We start from the raw sequence: 20192 nt of genomic DNA on the forward strand, positions 1-20192 counted from the left end.
GCGCGATGTCCTCATCGGGCCTCATTCACCGCGGGTTCCGGCGATGCCACGAAGCTTGGCGGCTACCACCTCGGCCTCGGGTACGTGCATCGACGACAAAATGTCGAGCGCCTTCCGCCAATACGCTGCCGCCCGCTCCGAATTTCCGCCAGAGTGATCCACGTCACCGATCCCCCTGAGGGCCAGACCTTCCAGGTGAGACCCCTTGAGGCCACGAGAAATCACCAGAGCAGCCTTGTACGACTCCAGTGCGTCACGCCTCTCTCCCATGGCGAGAAAGGTGTCGCCGAGATCAAGCAATATTTCGCACTCCAGTTCACGGGTGCTCAGGTTCTCCACTATGGAAAGAGCTCGCCGCTGACAGGCGAGCGCATCGTCGAGTCGCCCCGACTTCCGGTGCCACCGTCCGACGGTGCTCAGCGCGTCCGCCTCGAGTCGCGAATTACGCAGTTCGCGACCCACCCGCAGAGCATCGAGTGCACGCTCAACGGCCGATGAGAAATCTCCGAGCCACCCGTGGGCGTCTGCCAGATAAATAGACGCGTAGGCTTCATCGTAGCGTTTGCCGGCCTTCCGAAAGTGACTTATGCACTTGTTCAGCAAGTCAGCCGCGTCTGTGGTACGCCCTGCCCTCAAGTAGGCGCAGGCCAGTCTGTAGGTGGATTCCATCTCACCGTCCAGATCCGCGATGCCGCGATGCTTGGCGAGCGCCTGCGTGAACGCCTCGATCGCGGCCGCCAGTTCCCCTGTCCGCAAGAGGCCATATCCCAGATGTTGAAGGGCACTGGCCTCGCCGCTCTCATCTCCCGCAGATCGGCAGAGCTGTAAACTGCACCGCTGGTGGCTCAGGTACTTCGCATACTGCCCCGCGAACAGGTAAGCATAAGCCAGATCGCACAGAATCAAATTCTCCGCCTTGTTGTCATCGAGCCCGCGAGCCGCGGAGAGCGCCACCTCGTGAGTGGTTATCCAGTCATCTATGTAGTCTTGGGAGTAGAAGAATCTGGTGAGCGTATGGGCGAGTCGCCATGCGAGGCCGGGCCAACCGGCAGAGGCGGCGAAGCCGATGCTCGCCACCAAGGTCTCGCGTTCGGTCTCCAGCCACGCCAGAGCATCGTCATGGCGCGTGAACCTCCGCTTTCCGTTGCGCGGCAGGGGTATGCCGGGATCGAGACGCTTACTGCCGGGCGACACGTGAGCGACGGCTGAGCCAGAAGAATGGATGAACCAGCTCAGCAGGTCCGTCAGGGCAGTGCGCCGCTCTCTCTCGCTGTCTTCGACAGCGCTGCGGTCGCGAGCGTAGACGCGCAGGAGGTCGTGCATTGCCAGACGCGCCCCGACCCGATGAACAAGGTGGGCGTTGACCAGTACGTCGACTGCTTTACGCGCCTCGGCGGGTGTCGCATCCACCAAGACGGCCACCGCGTCGAGGTCGATGTCCGGTCCAGGGGCGTGCCCCAGCAGCCGGAAGGCCCGCCTGGGCATGTCGGGTAAAGCCCGATAAGACAGCTCGAAGGTGGCACGGACCCCCACGCCGGGATCTTCGTCGATTTCCAGGGCGGAGAGCGGATTCTCTTCCCGTAGGCGCGCCATGAAATCTTGTATACGGAGCTCAGGTTGGTAGTGGAGGTGAGCGGAAGCCAGCCGCAGAGCAAGAGGGAGGCCGCCACACAGTCGAGCCAGTTCCCCGGCATGAGCGCCCAGACGTTCCGCTCCGAGCTGAGCCATAAGAAAGGCCTTCGCCTCCGCTGCCGTCAGCATTCCCAGCGCGAAGGTATGCACGTCATGAGTGACAGCGAGACCGCGTAAAGAATCCCGGCTGGTGATGACGACCTTGCAATGCGGCGAACCTGGCAGTAGCGGACGCACCTGCTGCGGAGTGGCCGCGTTGTCCAAGACGATGAGCATGTGCTTGTCGGCCACCAGCGTGCGGTAGAGCCCGACACGCTCGTCTTCCAGATGAGGAATGGCTTCCCTGGCGACGCCCAAGCCCAGGAGAAGTTGCTGGAGTGCTTGGCCCGGAGCGACCCGTTCTCCATGGGAATAGCCATGCAGATTCAGGAACAACTGCCCGTCGGGAAACCGATCAGCCACGCTGTGTGCCCAATATGTCGCCAGCGCCGTCTTGCCCACCCCGGCCGTACCGGCGATGACCGAGATCGTCGCCGCATGGCCGTTCTCCGCGCCGCCGAGCAGTGAGTCCAGCAGCCGCAGGCTGTCCACGCGCCCGGTGAAGCGAGAGACATGAGGGGGGAGTTGGCGGGGCACCGGCCTGGAAGCCGCTGCGGTTCCCGGTGCGGTCGCCGCTTGCCCACAGGTGCTCATCGCATCGTGAGGATCAGCCGCCAAGATCGCCTGATGCAGCCTGCTTATGTCCGCGCCGGGCTCCAGCCCGAACTCTTCGCGTAGATGCCGGCAACCGAGCCGGTATTCCTCCAAAGCTTCCGCCGTACGGCCTGAGCGGTGAAGCGCCAACATCAGCTGACCCCGTAGCCGCTCCTGCAGCGGATAGTCCACAACGAGCCGACGCAATTCGCCGATGAGATCATCGTGACGGCCCAGCGCCAGATCCGCTTCGATACGGTCACCGAACGCGGCGACGCGCCGTTCTTCGAGGGCGGCACCATCGGTGAGTTGCAGCTCGTCCCGTGTCCCGGCCAGAGCCGTTCCGCGCCACAATGCGAGGGCTCCGCGGAGCCGATCGGCCGCCTGCTGAGCATCGCCCGCCGCAAGAGCTTTACGGGCCGCGTCGGTCTCGGCAGTGAAGACATCGAGGTCCGATGCGCTGGGCGGTATCTGCAGACAGTAACCGGCGGGGGTACCGGTCAGCCGGCCGGGATCCGCGAGCGACCGACGTAGAGACCACACGTGGTTCTGCAGGAGTTTTCGGCCCGACACCGGGATCTCCACTCCCCATAGTGCGGTCAGCAATCGGTCGTGCGAGACCACGTGGTTGGCGTGCAGGACCAAGACCGCCAGCAAGGTGCGCTGCTTCTGACCGACGATCGACGTCAGACGCCCGTCGCGCCACAAGCCCACCGGTCCAAGCACTCTGTACTCCACACTGCCTCCTTGTGAGCCACCCGGGTTCTCGTTCATCACGCGGTGCTCCCACATCGAAGTCTCTGCGGTTCGCTCTCAGGATCCAGATTGCGAACCACAAGATCAAGATTGCGCGAGGAGAGATCGAGAGTGCTCCAGGTCAGACTGCCGGAGATCCCTTACGCTCGCGGGCGTACGCGACTCCAGGCACCCGGAGAGACCGGCGCTCGTCTTCCCCGGCCTGGAAGGGGCGGCCTTTCTCGAGCGCATGAAGAACTGGGGCGAGCCCGGGTGGTCGCCGCGACCGGTCTGTCCGAGGGGTGACAGGGGGGCGCTGATCTTGTTGCAGTAATGTGCCCTTGATCGTTTGCCGGCTCCCGGAGACGCCCAGCTCCCCGGCGAGGCGGTGACACACGCCCTCTAGACAAGATGAGGAAGCTCGTGATCCGACGCTCCAGGGCACTGTTAGGCTCAGCGGCCATCCTGCTGGCCTGCGCCGTCGCCCAGCCCGCTTCCGCGGACGGTGCCACATCCCCCGGACCCGCCGTCGTACGGCCGGTCTCGGGCTTCAGCCCGCTGCCCGCAGGCTGCGGACTTCCCCCCGGCGACGGCTACACGCTGAACCCGAACACCGAGGTCCTGCCCGTACTGGCGCGGGACCCGAACCATCCGTGGCACCTCGTCACGGTGTTCCAGCAGGACCGCTGGAACCGGTACGGCAGCAACGGCGCGGTCACGGCCGTGTCCGAGGACTACGGCCGGACCTGGCAGCGGTCGGAGAACCTGCCCGGCTTCTCCCGGTGCAACGGCGGCAACGCCGCCAACGGCGGAGACTACGACGTCACGACCGACCACTGGATCACGGTCACACCGACGGGCACCGCCCTGGCCTCGTCGTTCTCGCTGTCCCGCACCGGCGACGTGACCGCCGTTCTGGTGGCCCGGTCCGCCGACGGCGGCTGGACGTGGGACGCGCCGGTCACCCTGCAGCGGGACGACGACCCGAGGTTCTTCAACGACCGCCCCTCGATCACCGCGGACCCGTACCACCCGGGCGTCGTCTACGCCGTGTGGGACCGCATCGACAACCAGTCGACCGACACGGTCGAGAACTGGGTGCAGCCGATCTACATGGCGAAGTCGACCGACGACGGGCGCACCTGGACCACCGGCAAGGTGTACGACGTCCCCACCAACAGCGGTGTCATCGGTACCCAGCTGACGCCGCTCCCGGACGGGACGCTGCTGATCGGCATGCACTACGAGACGGACACCGATGGTGCCACCCAGGTCATCCGTTCGACCGACGGCGGCAAGACCTGGTCGGCGCCGACGCTGAACGTTCCGGCGCCGCTCGCGGTGGGCCCCCGCATCCCGGACCCGGACAACTCGGGTGACCCGGTGCGCAACGCCTCCCTGCCGCTGCTGGCCGCCCAGCCGGGCACCCAGGTGGTGAACGCGGTCTGGCAGAGCCAGAACTCCGACGGCACCTTCCACGTGGCCTACTCGCGGTCGGCGGACGGCGGGAAGACCTGGTCCGGCCCGGTCCGCGTCGACAAGACCCCCACCGGTTCCGCCGCCGTCCCGGTCGTCGCCACGTCCCGGACGGGCACCGTCGCGGTCACCTACTACGACTTCCGCAACAACACGGCCGATCCCGCCACCCTGCCCACCGACGTGTGGGCCGTCACCTGCGCCAAGGACTGCACGCAGCCCGGGGCGTGGCGTGAGCAGCACCTCGAGGGGCCGTTCGACGCCCGCAAGGTCCCGGCGACGAGCGCGGGACGCCTGGTCGGGGACTACACCGGCCTGGTCTCGACCGGCACCGGGTTCACGGCCGTGTACGGCGTCGCCACCGGCGACACCGCCAACCCCGTGGACGTCCACAGCGCGATCTTCTCCGGCTGAGCGGTCGCACGCCGCCGGCGGGGTCCGGTCCGGCCGGACCCCGCCGGCATTTCACCGACCATCCCCTGTTCCGGCCATTATCCGGCGATCGTGGTACGTGGTCCCGTCGCCTGATCCATGATGGCGCGTGTGAGGTTCAGGTTCCCCTGGGCGGGTGACCCGCCGAGGCGCGCGAGCGTCCGGATGGAGGCCACGGCGTCGGAGCACGGCCGGGTGTACCAGGTGGGGGGCGACCAGATCCTCAACCAGGTGGTGCTGCCTCCGCCGGCGTTGCGGCCGGCCGCCGAGGTGCCCGCCCCGCCCGGCCTGCGCAAGGCGCCTTCGCCCCCGCCGGTGTTCGTGGGCCGCGACGACGAACTGGCCGCCCTGGAGAAGGCCCTGGACGACGGCGGGGCGGGGCCCGCCGTGGTGGTCGTGCACGGGCTAGGCGGGGCCGGCAAATCGACGCTGGCCGCCCGCTACGCCGCGACCGGTCGGGAGACGTTCGACCCGGTGTGGTGGATCGCGGCCGACACCGTCTCCGCCCTGCGGGCCGGTCTGGCCACGCTGGCGGGCGCGCTGCAGCCGGAGTTGACGGCGGCCCTGCCGTCGGAGTCCCTCGCCGACTGGGCCACCGCGTGGCTGGCGGCGCACCAGGGCTGGCTGCTGGTGCTGGACGACGTCACCCACCCCGACGACGTCGCGCGGCTGCTGGAGCGGCTTCCGGCCCGGCCCGCGCCTCACGGGCGGATCGTGGTGACCACCCGGCTGCGTGAGGGCTGGCACCGGCTCGGCGCCGCCGTCCTGCACGTCGGCATGCTGAGCGAGGAGCAGGCGGTCGAACTGCTCGCTAAGGTCACCGGGGTCCCGGACGCGGACGGGGCGCTCGACCTGGTGCGCGCGCTGGGATGTCTCCCCCTGGCCGTCGGGCAGGCCGCCGCGTACATGCGTCAGAACCGCATGCCGCCGCGCGGCTACCTGGCGCTCCTGGCCGAGGACCCGGCGTTCATGTACGACCAGGCGGCGGAGCCGCCGGGCCCTGAGCCGACCGTCGCCCGCGTCTGGCGCGTCACCCTCGACCGGCTCGCGGACACGCCCTTGGCCGGGCACCTGCTGCGGGTGCTGGCCTGGTTCGCCCCCGAGCGGATCCCGGTCGAGGTGTTCAGCCCCCTCGCCGACCGGCCCCGGCTCCAGCAGGCCATCGGCAGGCTGGCCGCATACAACCTGCTGACCGTGGACGACGACGGCACGCTGCGGGTCCACGACCTGGTGCGGGCGCTGACCCGCACCGCCGACCGGGACGACCCCCACCGGCAGGCGGACGACATCGCCCGCGCCCGCGCCGACGCCACCGAACTGCTGGCGGCCGCGCTGCCGGAGGACCCGCTCGAACCGGACGGATGGCCCCGCTGGCGCGCGCTGCTCCCGCATGTCACCGCGCTCATCGAGCACGGACCGGTGGACGGCGTCGCCGTCGCCCGGCTGGTCAACGAGATCGGCGTCTTCCTCGGGCATCAGGGAGCACAGGCGCGGGCGATCGTCCTCTTCGAGCGCGCGGTCGCGGCCATGACGCGGATCCAGGGCCCCGGCCATCTCGACACGCTGAACGCCCGGACCAACCTGGCCGCCTCCCACTGCGAGGCCGGCGACGCGCGGCGGGCGATCGAGCTCGAACGGCTGACGCTGGACGTGTGCCTGCGCACCCTGGGTGCGGACGACCCGCGGACGCTGCGGTCGCTCAACGGCCTGGCGTACTTCCTGCGGCAGGCGGGCCGGCTGGACGAGGCCATCGAACTGCAGGAACGGGCCGTCACCGACGGCGTCCGGGTGCTCGGCGAGCAGCACCCGGACCTGCTGCACTTCCGCCACGTCCTGGCCGGCCACTACCGCGAGGCGGGCCGCCTGGGCGAGGCGATCGAGCTGTGCGCGCAGACCTACGCCGGATACGAGCGGACCCTCGGCGGGGAGCACCCCCTGACACTGGCGTGCCGCCTCGACCTGGCCAACGCCCGCAACTCGGCCGGCGACTGGCGGACGGCGCAGGAGCTGTACGAGCGGACCTTGACCGACGTCCTGCGGGTCCTCGGCGCCGAGCACCCGCTGGCGATGTCGTCCCGCAACGGCCTGGCGGGCACCTGTCAGGACGCCGGGCAGATCGGGCGGGCCATCGAGCTGTACGAGCTGAACCTCGGCGAGCAGAGCCGGGTCCTCGGCGACGACCATCCCTACACCGTCATGGGCCGGAGCAACCTCGCGCTCGCCTACTACGTCGCCGATGAGGTGGACGAGGCGATCCGGCTCTACGAGCTCAACCTCCCGGAGGAGAGCCGGGTCTTCGGCGACGAGGATCCCAGCGTCCTGACGACGTCGAACAGCCTGGCGGCGTGCTACCAGGCCGCCGGTGACGTAGCGCGCGCCATCGACCTGTACGAGCGGACCCTCGCCGTCCAGACGCGGGTGCTGTCCGTGGACCACCCGAACACTCTGGCCACCCGTGTCGGCCTCGCCGTCGCCCATCACGCGGCGGGCCGGCGGCGGCTGGGGATCGCCCTGTTGAAGGAGGTCCTGGCCGACTACCGGCGAGCGCTCGGCGACGACCACCCCGAGATCCTCGCCACCCTCGGCTCGCTCGCCCGGGCTCACGAGCAGGCAGGTGACCATCCCCGCGCCGTCAGGCTCTACGAACAGGCCCTCGCCGGGTACGAGCGGTCCCTCGGCGGCGCCTGTCTGCAGGCCGCCCGTCTGCGCGACGACCTCGCGGACGTGTACCTGACGACGGGTGAGCCTGGGCGCGCGCTCGCGCTGTACGAGCGCAACGTGTCGGATCTCGACCGCCTGCTGGGCCGTGAGCACCCGTTCACCCTGACCGCGCGGACCGCCCTCGCCCGCGCGCACGAGACCGTGGGCGATCACGAGCGGGCGACGGCGATGTTCGAGGCGATCGTCGCCGACTGTGAGAGCTACCTCGGCGCCGACGACCCGCGGACGCTGACCGTCCGCGGCTACCTGGCGGGCGCCTGCCGCGCGGCCGGCGACCCGTGGCGGGCTCTGGTCCTGCAGAAGAAGACCGCGGACGACTGCGAGAGAGCCCTGGGCCCGGACCACCCCCGGACGCTGGTGGCGGTGAACAACCTCGCCGCCCTCCACCATGACCTGGGGACCGCCAAGCGCGCCGTGCGGCTCTTCCGGCGGGTCCTGGACGGCCGGCGGCGCACGCTGGGCGACGACCACGCCGAGACGATAGGGGCCCGGACGAATCTCGCCGCCGCCCTGTACACCGACGGTGATCGGGCGGGCGCCGTCTCCCACTTCGAGCAGGCGCTCACCGACTGTGTCCGCGTCCTCGGCGAGGACCACCGGCTGACCAGATCGGTCCGCGCCCAGCTCAAGGCGATCGGCGGTCAGGCCGGCGCCGGCCCGATCCGGCCGGTGAGCTGACCGACTCGGCGCTGACAGGCTCGCCGGGCACCGTCAGCGTCCTGTCGGACGGTTGTCGGCGCCCGCCCCGAGGGTTGCATCCGTCAACGACCTCTCAGACAACGGGAAACACATCATGAACAGCAGGACCTGGGCCGCGGCCCTGACCATCGGCCTGGCCGCCGCCGCCGTCGCCACCACCTCCGCCGCCGCCGACACCGGTGAGGCGAAGGTCGTCGCCGCGCTCGACAGTGCGGCCAGGCCGCTCGCCTCGGCCGCGCCCCAGGCGGGCCAGCGTGACCTGAAGGCGTTCGGCGCGATGGTGGCGGGCGCCAAGGTGGTGGGCGTCGGCGAGGCCACGCACAGCACCGCCGAGTTCTACACCCTCAACCAGCGGCTGCTGCGTTACCTGGTGACCGAGAAGGGCTTCACGACCTTCGCCCGGGAGCTGAGCTGGAGCACCGGTGTGCGGCTGAACGACTACGTCCTGAACGGCAAGGGCGACCCGCGCGCGATCATGCACGACGAGGTCAAGGGCCCCTACGACCTGTTCGACAACAGCGAGTTCCTCGGCCTGATCACCTGGATGCGCTCCTACAACGCCACCCACCAGGCCAAGGTCCAGTTCATGGGCGCCGACCTGCTCTACCCCGGCGACGTCCTGTTCGACAAGGTCCTGGCCTACGTCGAGCAGCACCACCCCGGCCTGCTGGAGCGGTTCACCCAGCTGTACGACGGGTTGCGGCCCACCACTCCCGACGCCGGCGAGTACATGGGCATGGCGCTGTCCCAGCCGCTGGAGACCCGCCAGGACAACGCCCGGCGCGCCACCCAGGCCCTGAAGCTCCTCCAGCGGCACACCAGCGCGAGCGAGGACTACCGGTGGGCGGTGCAGCACGCCCGCGCCCTGTCGCAGACCTTCACCGACTTCGCCTTCGACCAGGCCACCGCCGAGGGCCGCCGGCAGGCGCAGGTCTACCGGGACAAGGCCATGGCCGACAACGTCGTCTGGTGGAACACCACGACCGGCCACAAGATCCAGATGTCGGGGCTGAACGCGCACATCAGCTACACCCCGATCGACACGATGTTCGTGCCCGCGCCGATGGGCGGGGTCCTGCGCGAGCGTCTGGGCCGCCGCTTCGTCACCGTCGGCACCTCCTTCGACCAGGGCGGCTACAACTTCCTGATCGACAAGGGCACCTGCCCGGCCGGTTCGCGCCCGGCCGAGCGGCCCCTCACCTGCAAGGGCTCGGTGGACGCCGCCGGCAGCGACTATAACGAGTACGTCCTGGACCAGGTCCGCTACCGCGACTTCATCCTGGACACCCGCACCGCGCCGCAGCCGGCACGGACGTGGCTCGCGCAGAGCCGCCCCACCCGGCTGATCGGCGGCGGCTTCTGGTCCCCCGACCAGGCCACCAAGGTCGCTCTCGGCGAGTCCTTCGACATCGTGATCCACCTGCACAAGGTCAAGGCCGCCGCGCTGCTGCCCTGACGCGGCATTCAGGTCCGGCAGGCGGAGCGCTCCGCCTGCCGTTTCCACGTCCGGCCACGCCCGTGCCGAGGCGACGGGTCACTCCGGGTGCTCGGCGGCGTTCCGGACGTCGGTGGCGGCCTGGGCGAACGCGCGGATCAACGGGCTCTCCGCGGCCGTGCGCCACATCAAGGCCCACTGGCAGGGGGCGGCGTCGCGGATCGGCACGGTGGTCAGGTCGGGCCAGGGATAGAAGCCGGTGAACTCGGCGGGGACGCCGGCGGTGGCCTGGCCCGGTTCCATGGGCCCCTCCGGACCATGAATGTATCGGTGAACGGTCTTCCTGATCGTGAATGCGGACGTGAACAATCCGGTCGCCGAGATCGCGCCGTCCAGGGCGTGAGCTGGTTCCGCCGGCCCCGTCGCCCCCACCGGCCAGGAGGCGGCGACGAGGAGCGCGCCCTGGTCCCTTCGAGAGCGGTGGCAGGTACGGCACAGAAGGAACCCCCTCGCGTGGAATCTCCGTAACAGGCTCTTTACTGTTAAGAAACTTTCTTTTAAGTTAGGGGTATCCCCCCATGTAGAGGAGAACTTCAATGCGAAGGACTCTCACGTTAGTCTCCGCGGCGGTGGTGGCCATCGCCGCGACCATCGTCGTGACCTCCAGCCCGGCGTACGCCCACGGCTACGTCAACTACCCGCCCAGCAGGCAGGCGTTCTGCGCGCAGGGCAAGGTGCCGAACTGCGGCGACATCATCTACGAGCCGCAGAGCGTGGAGGGCCCCAAGGGCCTGCGCAGCTGCAACGCGGGCCTGTCGCAGTTCGCCCAGCTCGCCGACGAGAGCAAGGCCTGGCCCGTCACGTCCGTCGGCACCTCGGTGACCTTCACCTGGACGTTCACCGCCAGGCACGCCACGCTGAACTACGAGTACTACATCGGCAACACGCGGGTCGCGGTCTTCGACGGCGGCGGGAAGCAGCCGCCGGACACGATCTCGCAGACGGTGAACCTCGCCGGGTACTCCGGCCGCCAGAAGGTCCTCGCCATCTGGAACATCGCCGACACGGCCAACGCCTTCTACTCCTGCATCGACCTGAACATCGGCGGCGGAGGCGGCCCCACACCCACACCCACACCCACACCCACGCCGACCCCCACCCCCACCCCGACTCCGACTCCCACCCCGACGCCCACGCCGACGCCCTCGGGCACCTGGCAGGCGGGCACCGTCTACGCCATCGGCGCCGTGGTGACCTACGGAGGCTCCACCTACCGGTGCGTCCAGTCGCACACGGCGATCGCGGGCTGGGAGCCGCCGAACGTCCCCGCACTCTGGCAGCGGGTGTGACCATGGACCGCTTACGTGAAGCCGTCGTGTCGCTGTTCCGCGTCGTGACCGGCCTGCTGTTCGCCTGCCACGGCGCGGCCACCCTGTTCGGCGTGCTCGGCGGCCCGCACGACGGGAGGATCCCGGCCGTCGGCGCGTGGCCCGACTGGTGGGCCGGTGCGATCGAGCTCGGCGCGGGCGGTCTGGTGCTCGTCGGGCTCGCCACCCGCGCCGCCGCGCTGCTGTGCTCCGGCACGATGGCCTACGCGTACTTCACGGTCCACCTGCCCAAGGGCCTGTTCCCCATCATGAACGGGGGCGAGCCCGCGGCGCTGTTCTCCTGGTCGTTCCTGCTGGTGGCCCTGCTGGGCGGCGGAGCGTGGTCGCTGGACACGCTCCTGACCCGGTCGCGCAGGCACCTGCACGCGCACGCCCCGGTGCACCAGCTCTGACCTGAGGGGGCGGGCGGGCGCCCCCTTCGGCACCGTCGCCGGGGTCTAGAGCCAGCCCTGCGACTGGGCACGCTGGACGGCCTCGATGCGGTTGCGGGCGTGGGTCTTCTGGATGGCCGAGGAGAGGTAGTTGCGGACGGTCCCCTCCGACAGGTGCAGGCGCACGGCGATGTCGCCGATCGTGGAGCCGTCGGAGGCCGCGGCGAGCACGTCGCGCTCGCGGGCCGACAGGGGGTTCGGGCCGGCGCTCAGCGCGGCGGCGGCCAGCGCGGGGTCGATGACCCGCTCCCCGGCGAGCACCCTGCGGATGGCGGCGGCCAGCTCCCTGGCCGGGCTGTCCTTCACCATGAACGCCGCCGCGCCCGCCTCCATGGCGCGCCGCAGGTACCCCGGCCTGCCGAAGGTGGTGAGGATCATCACGCGGCATCCGGGCAGCTCGCCGGTGATGCGCGCCGCCGCCGTGATGCCGTCCATGACCGGCATCTCGATGTCGAGGAGCACGATGTCCGGGCGGGTGGACAGAGCGGCGGACACGGCCTCCTCACCGGTGGCGGCCTCCCCGACGACCTCGATGTCGGGCTCCAGGCCGAGCAGCGACGCCAGCGCGCCCCGGACCATCGCCTGATCCTCCGCCAGCACGACCCTGATCACTGATGCTCCCGGAATGTGTGCGCCCGCTCTCCGGTGACGGGCGAGGACGTCAGGTGCGAGATTCTACGGCGGCCGGGACGGCCACCCGCAGACGGAAACCACCGCCGGGCCGCGGGCCCGCCTCAACCGTCCCACCGGCCGCCTGGACACGTTCGGTGAGCCCGGTCAGCCCGCTGCCCGGCCGGCACGGCCCGGCCTGCGTGCCGTCGTCGTCGATCTCCATGCTCGCCCCGCCGTCCTGGAAGGCCACGGTGATCTCACAGCTGGACGCTCCGGCGTGCCGCACGACGTTGGTGACGCCCTCGCGCACGGCCCAGCCGAACAACCCGTCCAGGACGTCGGGGAGCGGGGTGCCCAAGGTGCGGACGACCGCCCGCACCCCGGCCGCGGCGAGCGCGGAGCGGGCGTTGTCGAGCTCCTCGGACAGGCCACGCCGCCGGTAGCCGGTCACGGCCTCGCGCACCTCCTGCAGGGCGAGCCGGGCCACCGACTCCACGTCGCGGATCTCCCCCACCGCCTTGTCCGACCCCTGCTCGGCGAGCCGCCCGGCCAGCTCGCTCTTGAGCACGATCAGCGACAGGCTGTGCCCGAGCAGGTCGTGCAGGTCGCGGGCGATGCGCAGGCGCTCCTCGCTCGCCGCGAGCCTCGCCACCTCGTCCTGGGCCTGCCGGAGCTCGACCACCAGCATGCGCGTGTTGCGGATGCTCATGAACAGCACGCCGAGCGTGACCACCTGCAACTCCAGCACCGGGATGGCGTCCCCGGCGCCGACGATGAGGCCTTCCACCAGCACGATCAGCGCCATGCAGCCGACCCCGGCGAACGCCTGCCGGGGAGGCAGCGCCATGCTGAGCATGATGGCGATGTAGACCGGCAAGGTCAGCCACGCACCGCCGAAGACGAGGGGGAACACCACGGCCATGAGCGTGGTGAGGCAGAGCAGCGGGAGCGTCCAGGGGCTCGGCCGGCCGTAGCCCCTCGGGCTGAGCACGGTGGCGACGTAGCTCACCAGGAAGGCCACCAGCGACGCCACCGCCCAGTACGCCTCGGTCCCGGTGGTCGCCCCGGAGGTGATGTCGGAGGCCGGATAGAACAGGTAGATCAGGCCCACGGAGAGGCCGATCAGCCGCCGCCAGCGGGACGGCCTTTCGTCCGTCCCGCCGAAGGTGAAGATGTTGCGCAGGTCGCCCATCTCAGGCCCGGACGGTGGCCCTGCGGTAGGCGAACAGCGCCAGGGCGCACAGGGCGACCCCCCAGGCGGCGATGCCCGCGACCGCCGACCCCGCCGGGGCGTGCCCCGCGACGATCTGCCAGCCGATGTTCGCGTAGTCGTAGGAGGGCAGCACCTGGGCGATGTTCCGCATGACGGGCGGCATCAGGGCGATGGGGAACCACAGCCCGCCGAGGAGCGCCAGCCCGAACATGCCGATCATCGCGAGTGGCTGCGCGGTGTCGGGCGGCACGAGCGAGCCGATGGTCAGGCCGAGCGCGGCGAAGGGGATCGTCCCGGCCCACATCGCGGCGATGAGCCCGGCCCACTGGCCCGCCGACAGCGAGACGTGCTGGGTGACCACGGCGGCCAGGGCCACCAGCAGCAGCGAGGGCAGCACCAGCAGCAGCGACGTGACCAGCTTCGTCACGATGATCGTCCAGCTGCGCAGCGGGGTGATCTGGAGCTGGCGCAGCCATCCCGTCTGCCGCTCCTGCGACCACGGCACGGCGGTGGACATGATGGACGCCGCCAGCGCGCCGTAGGCGGCCATCGACACCATGAGCACGACCGCGCCCTTCACGCCGGTGCTCTCGTCGACCTGGTCGCCCCAGAGGTTGGAGTACAGCAGGTAGAAGCCGATCGGGAAGGCGACGACGAAGATGACGTAGCGCTTGTTGCGCAGCATCCGCGTGGCTTCGAGCTTGACGTAGTTCAGCATGGGTCAGACCTCCGCGGACCGGGTGAGAGTGAGGAAGGCGTCCTCCAGGTCGGCCCCGTCGATCCGCAGATCGCGAACGTCCAGGGTGGTGCCCCGGTAGAGCGCGGCGACCGTGGCGTCGACGTCGGCGGTGCGCAGGGTGACGGTGCCGGAGAGGATCTCGACGGCGGTGACCCCCGGCAGCGCGTCCAGGCCCGCGGACGACTGCCCGTCGAGCGAGAAGGCCACCGAGCTGCCCCCGGCCCCGGCCTTGATCTCCGCCGCCGTGCCGTCGGCGACGACCCTGCCGCCGGCGACCACGATCACGCGGTCGGAGTTCTCGTCGGCCTCCTCCAGGTAGTGGGTCGCGAACAGGACCGTGCGGCCCTGGGCGGCGTAGTCGCGCATGCCGGCCCAGAAGGCGCGGCGCGACTCGACGTCCATCGCGGCGGTCGGCTCGTCGAGGACGAGCAGCCTGGGCGCGCCGGCGATGGCGAGGGCGAAGCGCACCCTCTGGGCCTGCCCGCCGGAGAGCCTGCCGGCGCGCCGGGAGGCGAGGGCCGTCAGGTCGGCGACCTGGAGCACCTGGTCGAGCGGCAGCGGATCGGGGTACAGGCGGCGGATGAAGTCGACCAGCTCGCGCACGGTCAGCTCGGGGATCAGCGTCCCCTCCTGCAGCATCGCGCCGATCTCCCCGTGGGCGACCGCCTCGTCCGGGGTGCGGCCGAAGACGCGGACCTCTCCGGCCGTGGGGCGGATCAGGCCCAGCAGCATGTTGATCGTGGTGGACTTGCCGGCCCCGTTCGGCCCGAGGAGGGCCACCGTGCGGCCCGCCTCCATCGTGAGGTTCAGGCCGTTCACGGCGTGGACCTCACCATAGCTCTTGCTCACCTCGGTGAGGGCGATGGCGTTCATGGGGTCAACCGTAGGCAGGAGGCGGAAAGATCATCAGTGCCTCTCGTCCGGCGTCGGCGATGACATTTGTCATCGCGCGCCACCGGCGGCCGTAGGGCGCCGGTCCCGCCCGCGCGGACGGCGGGACCGGCGCGGCCACGTGGCTCAGAGGCGGCAGGCGAAGATGGCGGTGACCAGGACGGCCTTGGCGCCGATCTCCCACAGCTGGTCCATGATCTGCTGGTGGTCCTTGCGGGGCACCATGGCGCGGACGGCGACCCAGCCCTCACGGTGCAGCGGGGACACCGTCGGCCCCTCCATGCCGGGGGTGATCGCGATGGCCTCGTCGATGCGCTCGGCCCGGATGTCGTAGTCGATCATGACGTAGTCGCGGGCCACCAGCACACCCTGCAGGCGGCGGATCAACTGCTCGACCCCCGGCGTCTGCTCGGCGCCCGTGCGCTTGATCAGCGCGGCCTGGGAGTGGGCGATCGGCTCGCCGAAGACCTCCAGGCCGACGTTGCGCAGGGTGGTGCCGGTCTCGACGACGTCGGCCACCGCGTCGGCCACGCCGAGGTGGATGGCGGTCTCGACCGCGCCGTCGAGCTTGATGATGCGGGCCTCGACGCCCTCGTCCGCCAGGTGCTTGCCGAGCAGCCCGGCGTAGGAGGTGGCGATGCGCATGCCCTGGAGATCCTTGACCGAGGAGAACGCGCCGGGCCGGGCGGCGAAGCGGAAGGTGGAGACGCCGAAGCCGAGCGGCATGATCTCCTCGGCGGGCGCGCCGGAGTCGTACAGCATGTCGAGGCCGGTGATGCCGACGTCGAGCGTGCCCTCGCCGACGTAGACGGCGATGTCGCGGGGGCGCAGGAAGAACAGCTCGCAGGAGTTGGCGGGGTCGACGACCACGAGCTCCTTGGAGTCTCTGCGGGGACGGTAACCGGCTTCCTTGAGCATGGTCTGGGCGGCCTCGGTGAGGGCGCCCTTGTTGGGTACGGCGAGGCGGAGCATGGCGTTAAGGGAATCCTTCGGGTCGGGCGGACGAGGTCGGTCGTCGGGAAGGCCGGCGGCGCCGGCAAGACCTGGTTTCCGCACATCGCCCTCGTCGACCTGGACCGGCCACTGATGGTGTCGGACCACAGCGTCTGATCAGGGAGAGTCGGGCTCGTGCGGAAAACAGGTCTAGAGATGCTTGTAGACCTCGTCGAGCCCGATGCCTCGGGCGATCATGAGGACCTGCACGTGGTAGAGGAGCTGGGAGATCTCTTCGGCGGCCCGGTCCGTGGTCTCGTGCTCGGCCGCCATCCAGCTCTCGGCGGCCTCCTCCACGACCTTCTTGCCGATGGCGTGGACACCGGCGTCCAGGGCGGCGACGGTGCCCGACCCGGCGGGACGGGTGCGCGCCTTCTCCGACAGCTCGGCGAACAGCTCTTCGAAGGTCTTCATGATCTCTCTCACGTAGGCGTGCCTGCCCTGCCAAGAGTAGTCTGCCCCGGGCGGAACACGTGCTAGGCACCCATTTCCGGTGATCGCGTCGCCTCGGCGGGCGCCGACAGGTCGGGGGCGGCCTCCGCCAGGAGCCTGGTGTAGGGGTGGGCGGGGCGCAGGATGACGTCGTCGCTCGGGCCGCGCTCCACGACGCGCCCCTCGTTCATGACCATGATGGTCGAGGAGAAGTACCGCGCGGTGGCCAGGTCGTGCGTGACGTACAGGACGGCGAGGTCCTGCTCGCGCTTGAGCTCGTCGACGAGGTTGAGGATCTCCAGCCGGATCGACACGTCCAGCATGGACACCGGCTCGTCGGCGAGCAGCACCTTGGGGCGCGGCGCGAGGGCCCTGGCGATGGCGACGCGCTGGCGCTGGCCGCCCGACAGCTCGTGCGGGAGCCTGCGGGCGTACCTCTCGACCGGGGTCAGCCCGACGCGTTCGAGCAGCTCGTGCACGCCGCGCGTCAGGTCGGCGGCCGTACCGTGCAGGCGCAGCGGGCGGCGCAGGTGGTAGCCCACGGTGTGGGCGGGGTTGAGGGAGGCGAAGGGGTCCTGGAACACCATCTGGACGTCCTTGCGGTACCGCCGCGCCGAGCGCACCCGCTCGCCGTCCAGCAGGATCGCGCCGGAGGTGGGCTCGGTCAGCCGGGCCAGCATGCGGACGACCGTCGACTTGCCGCTGCCGCTCTGCCCGACCAGCGCCGCCGTCTCGCCGGAGCGAAGGGTGAAGGAGACGCCGTCCACGGCCCGCAGCGTGCGCCTGCCGCGCCCGTCCCTGATCGTGTAGTGCTTGGTCAGCTCGTCGGCGGTGAGCGTGGTCACGCGGGTCCTCCCCCGTCGTCGTGCTTGAGGCAGGCGGCCACGGTGCCGCCGGCCGGGACGAGCGGCGGGGTCACCGCGCCGCAGGCGTCGAAGGCGTGCGCGCAGCGCGGGGCGAAGGCGCAGCCGGGCGTCTCCCCGGACAGGTCGGGAGGGGTTCCGGGGATGCCGTGCAGCACCCGCCGGGGGCCGCGCAGGCTGGGGAACGAGCCGAGCAGCCCCGCCGTGTACGGGTGGGCCGGGGCGGCCCGGACGGCGGCGGCGGGCCCCGTCTCGACGATCCGCCCGCCGTACATGATCGCGAGCCGGTCGCTGATCGACAGCAGCAGCGACAGGTCGTGCGTGATGAAGATCACCGAGAAGCCCAGCATCTCGCGCAGCCGGTCGATCCGACGGAGGATGTCGCGCTGCACCACGACGTCCAGGGCGGTGGTCGGCTCGTCGAGCACCACGACGTCGGGGTGCAGCGCCATGGCCATCGCGATGAGGACCCGCTGCCGCATCCCGCCGGACAGCTCGTGCGGGTAGGACGACAGCCGGCTCCGGTCGATGCCGACCATGTCGAGCAGCTCGCCGCAGCGTTCCTCGCGCTCGCGCCTGCCCATGCCCGGCTCGTGGGCGGTGAACACGTCGGCGAGCTGGTCCCGCACGGTGAGCACCGGGTTGAGGGCGTTCATGGCGCTCTGGAAGACCATCGCGATCCGGCGCCAGCGGAAGGCCCGCAGCTCCCGCGGGCCGAGGGCGAGGACGTCCACCTCCCGCCCCTCCCGGGTCCGGAAGACGATCTCGCCGGCGGTGACGGCGGCCGGGGGACGCAGCAGCCGGGTGACGGCGTAGGCGAGGGTGGACTTGCCGCACCCGCTCTCCCCCGCGACGCCGAGGACCTCGCCCCTGGCGAGCTCCAGGCTCACCTCCCGCACGGCGCGCGTGGGCCGCTCGCCGCCGTAGACCACGCTCAGGTCGCGTACCGACAGGACGTTCATGCGCCGCCCTTCCGCAGCCGGGGATTGACGATCTCGTCGATCCCGAAGTTGACCAGGGAGAGTCCCGCGCCGAGCACCGCGATGCACAGCCCCGGCGGGACGAACCACCACCAGGCGCCCGTCGACAGGGCCGAGGCGTTCTGCGCGAAGTAGAGCATGCTGCCCCAGGAGCCGGCGGACCCGCCGGCCAGGCCGAGGAACGACAGGGCGGCGTCGAGGAGAATGCCGCCGAGCACCGCGAACACGAGCTGGGCGGCGATGACGGGCAGCAGGTTCGGCAGGATCTCGAACACCATGATCCGCCAGCCGGGCTCACCGCTGACCCGGGCGGCGTCCACGTAGTCGCGCCCGCGCAGCGACAGCGTCTGCGCCCTGACGACCCTCGCCGGGCCCGCCCAGCTGGTGAGCGTGATGGTGAGGGCGATCGCGACCGGCCCGGTCGTCTCCACGTAGTCGGTGATCAGGATGACGAGCGGCAGGCCCGGGATCACCAGGAACACATTGCTCAGCAGCGAGAACCCCTCGTCGAACCAGCCGCCGAGGTAGGCGCCGAGCACGCCGACCAGCAGGGAGACCACGGTGGCGAGGACCCCGACGATCACGCCGATGAGCAGCGATCCCCGGGTGGCGGACATCAGCTGGGCGAGCACGTCCTGACCGGTGTTGGTGGTGCCGAGCCAGTGGGACGCCGACGGCGGGGCGAGCCGCTCGTACCCGATCGCGTCGGGGTCGCCGGCGAGGAGCGGGCCGAGCACGGCCACCAGGACGAAGCAGGCGACGATGACGAGCCCGGCGGCGAGCTTGCCGGACGGGCGGAACCGGGTCGCGCGTGCGGGTGGGGCGGCGGCGATGGCTGCCATCGTTCAGGCCCTCCGGGTGCGGGGGTCGATCACGCCGTACAGCAGGTCCACCAGCAGGTTGGCGCCGAGCACGGCCAGCGAGATGATCAGGAAGATGCCCTGCATGAGCGGGTAGTCGGCGTTCTGCACCCCCTGCAGCAGGGCGAAGCCGATGCCGGGGTAGGCGAAAACGACCTCGGTGGCCAGCAGGCCGCTGACCACGAAGCCGAGCGACACCGCGAAGCCCGCGACGCTGGGCAGCACGGCGTTGCGCGCGGCGTACGCCAGCATGACCCGGCGCGGCGGCAGCCCCTTGGCCTCGGCCATGACGACGTAGTCCTCCGCCATGGTGGAGACCATCATGTTGCGCATGCCGAGCATCCAGCCGGCCACCGACGACACCACGACGGTGAGGGCCGGAAGCGCGCCGTGGTAGACGGCGCTGCCCAGGAAGGCGAGGTTCGGCCCCATGGTGACGCCGGCGTAGTCGTAACCGCCGTTCAGCGGGAACAGGCCCGCGCCGAGCCCGAGCACGTACAGCAGGATCAGGGCGAGCCAGAAGTACGGGATCGCGGCCATGAACGTGGTGGCCGGGACCAGCGCGTCCAGCCGCCCGCCCCGGCGCCACCCGGCGAGCGTGCCGAGGCCGAGCCCGAGGGCGACCGTGATCACCAGCGAGACGCCCGCCAGGGCCAGCGTCCAGGGCAGCGACTGCGCGATCACCGTGCCGACCGGGGTCGGGTAGTAGGTGACCGACAGGCCGAGCCTGCCCCGCAGCAGGTTGCCGAGGTAGCCGAGGTACTGCTGCCACAGCGGGTCGTGGCTCACGCCGAACTGCAGCTCCAGCGCCCTCCTCGCCTCCGGCGGCATCGGCTGGCCCTGCACCCGCGACAGCATGATGTCGACCGGGTTGCCCTTGATCAGGCGTGGGATCAGGAAGTTCAGTGTCACGGCCGCCCACAGCGCGACCGCGTAGAAGGCCAGCTTGCGGCGCAGGTAGCCCATC

The 20192-nt window shown here is 70.7% G+C and carries 18 protein-coding genes; 6 read left to right on the top strand and 12 right to left on the bottom strand.

Translation table 11 applies throughout. The annotated features are described in order from the left end of the window. Positions 1–21 precede the first annotated feature (21 nt). Positions 22–3063 carry an AfsR/SARP family transcriptional regulator gene (locus KIK05_RS31565; RefSeq protein WP_214410817.1) on the bottom strand — a complete coding sequence of 1014 codons (3042 nt, stop codon included), beginning with the start codon at positions 3061–3063 and terminating at the stop codon, positions 22–24. Positions 3064–3115: 52 nt separating this feature from the next. Here KIK05_RS31565 and KIK05_RS49490 point away from each other — a divergent pair, with 52 nt between their 5' ends. The 4 genes from KIK05_RS49490 (at position 3116) to KIK05_RS31585 (ending at position 9844) form a co-directional block, all read left to right on the top strand. Then, a complete protein-coding gene (locus tag KIK05_RS49490; protein WP_372455626.1) occupies positions 3116–3394 on the top strand; it encodes a DUF397 domain-containing protein in 279 nt (92 codons plus the stop codon). A gap of 89 nt (positions 3395–3483) precedes the next feature. After that, positions 3484–4950, top strand: a complete 1467-nt coding sequence (locus tag KIK05_RS31575; protein WP_214410816.1) for a sialidase family protein — start codon at positions 3484–3486, stop codon at positions 4948–4950. Positions 4951–5079: 129 nt separating this feature from the next. Next, positions 5080–8367 (top strand): tetratricopeptide repeat protein, encoded by a 3288-nt coding sequence (locus KIK05_RS31580; RefSeq protein ID WP_214410815.1) that lies wholly within the window; start codon positions 5080–5082, stop codon positions 8365–8367. Positions 8368–8482: 115 nt separating this feature from the next. Beyond that, positions 8483–9844 carry an erythromycin esterase family protein gene (locus KIK05_RS31585; protein ID WP_214410814.1) on the top strand — a complete coding sequence of 454 codons (1362 nt, stop codon included), beginning with the start codon at positions 8483–8485 and terminating at the stop codon, positions 9842–9844. Between the two features lie 78 nt (positions 9845–9922). Here the strand turns inward: KIK05_RS31585 and KIK05_RS31590 are convergent, their stop codons facing one another. Further along, entirely contained in the window at positions 9923–10126 is a 204-nt protein-coding gene (locus KIK05_RS31590) for a type 2 periplasmic-binding domain-containing protein (RefSeq protein ID WP_214410813.1), read from the bottom strand. Between the two features lie 293 nt (positions 10127–10419). On the opposite strand from KIK05_RS31590, the gene KIK05_RS31595 reads away from it, so the two are divergent. Both KIK05_RS31595 and KIK05_RS31600 read left to right on the top strand, forming a co-directional pair. Next, positions 10420–11172: a lytic polysaccharide monooxygenase gene (locus KIK05_RS31595; protein WP_214410812.1), complete on the top strand. Its 753-nt coding sequence runs from the start codon at positions 10420–10422 to the stop codon at positions 11170–11172. A gap of 2 nt (positions 11173–11174) precedes the next feature. Continuing rightward, the gene (locus KIK05_RS31600; RefSeq protein WP_214410811.1) at positions 11175–11603 is read left to right on the top strand and encodes a DoxX family protein; all 429 of its coding nucleotides are present in this window, start codon (positions 11175–11177) and stop codon (positions 11601–11603) included. A 45-nt stretch (positions 11604–11648) separates the two neighbouring features. Here the strand turns inward: KIK05_RS31600 and KIK05_RS31605 are convergent, their stop codons facing one another. The 10 genes from KIK05_RS31605 to KIK05_RS31650 all read right to left on the bottom strand — a co-directional run bounded on the left by KIK05_RS31605 (position 11649) and on the right by KIK05_RS31650 (position 20191). Then, positions 11649–12254 (bottom strand): response regulator transcription factor, encoded by a 606-nt coding sequence (locus tag KIK05_RS31605; protein WP_214410810.1) that lies wholly within the window; start codon positions 12252–12254, stop codon positions 11649–11651. A gap of 49 nt (positions 12255–12303) precedes the next feature. Continuing rightward, a complete protein-coding gene (locus KIK05_RS31610; protein WP_214410809.1) occupies positions 12304–13446 on the bottom strand; it encodes a sensor histidine kinase in 1143 nt (380 codons plus the stop codon). 1 nt (position 13447) lies between these two features. Next, on the bottom strand, positions 13448–14185 hold the full coding sequence (locus KIK05_RS31615) for an ABC transporter permease (protein WP_214410808.1): 738 nt from the start codon (positions 14183–14185) through the stop codon (positions 13448–13450). Between the two features lie 3 nt (positions 14186–14188). Further along, a complete protein-coding gene (locus KIK05_RS31620) occupies positions 14189–15079 on the bottom strand; it encodes an ABC transporter ATP-binding protein (protein ID WP_214410807.1) in 891 nt (296 codons plus the stop codon). Positions 15080–15223: 144 nt separating this feature from the next. After that, the gene (gene hisG, locus KIK05_RS31625) at positions 15224–16069 is read right to left on the bottom strand and encodes an ATP phosphoribosyltransferase (protein ID WP_214410806.1); all 846 of its coding nucleotides are present in this window, start codon (positions 16067–16069) and stop codon (positions 15224–15226) included. Between the two features lie 171 nt (positions 16070–16240). After that, the gene (locus KIK05_RS31630; RefSeq protein ID WP_214410805.1) at positions 16241–16504 is read right to left on the bottom strand and encodes a phosphoribosyl-ATP diphosphatase; all 264 of its coding nucleotides are present in this window, start codon (positions 16502–16504) and stop codon (positions 16241–16243) included. 62 nt (positions 16505–16566) lie between these two features. Continuing rightward, positions 16567–17367 (bottom strand): ABC transporter ATP-binding protein, encoded by an 801-nt coding sequence (locus KIK05_RS31635; protein WP_214410804.1) that lies wholly within the window; start codon positions 17365–17367, stop codon positions 16567–16569. Then, a complete protein-coding gene (locus KIK05_RS31640) occupies positions 17364–18347 on the bottom strand; it encodes an ABC transporter ATP-binding protein (protein WP_214410803.1) in 984 nt (327 codons plus the stop codon). The genes KIK05_RS31635 and KIK05_RS31640 overlap by 4 nt, the downstream gene beginning before the upstream one ends. Next, on the bottom strand, positions 18344–19207 hold the full coding sequence (locus KIK05_RS31645) for an ABC transporter permease (protein ID WP_214410802.1): 864 nt from the start codon (positions 19205–19207) through the stop codon (positions 18344–18346). The genes KIK05_RS31640 and KIK05_RS31645 overlap by 4 nt, the downstream gene beginning before the upstream one ends. 3 nt (positions 19208–19210) lie before the next feature. Beyond that, a complete protein-coding gene (locus KIK05_RS31650) occupies positions 19211–20191 on the bottom strand; it encodes an ABC transporter permease (protein ID WP_214410801.1) in 981 nt (326 codons plus the stop codon). Between the last annotated feature and the right edge of the window lies 1 nt (position 20192).

This window comes from Sphaerisporangium fuscum (genome assembly GCF_018531465.1).
GTDB classification, from domain to species: Bacteria; Actinomycetota; Actinomycetes; order Streptosporangiales; family Streptosporangiaceae; genus Sphaerisporangium; species Sphaerisporangium fuscum.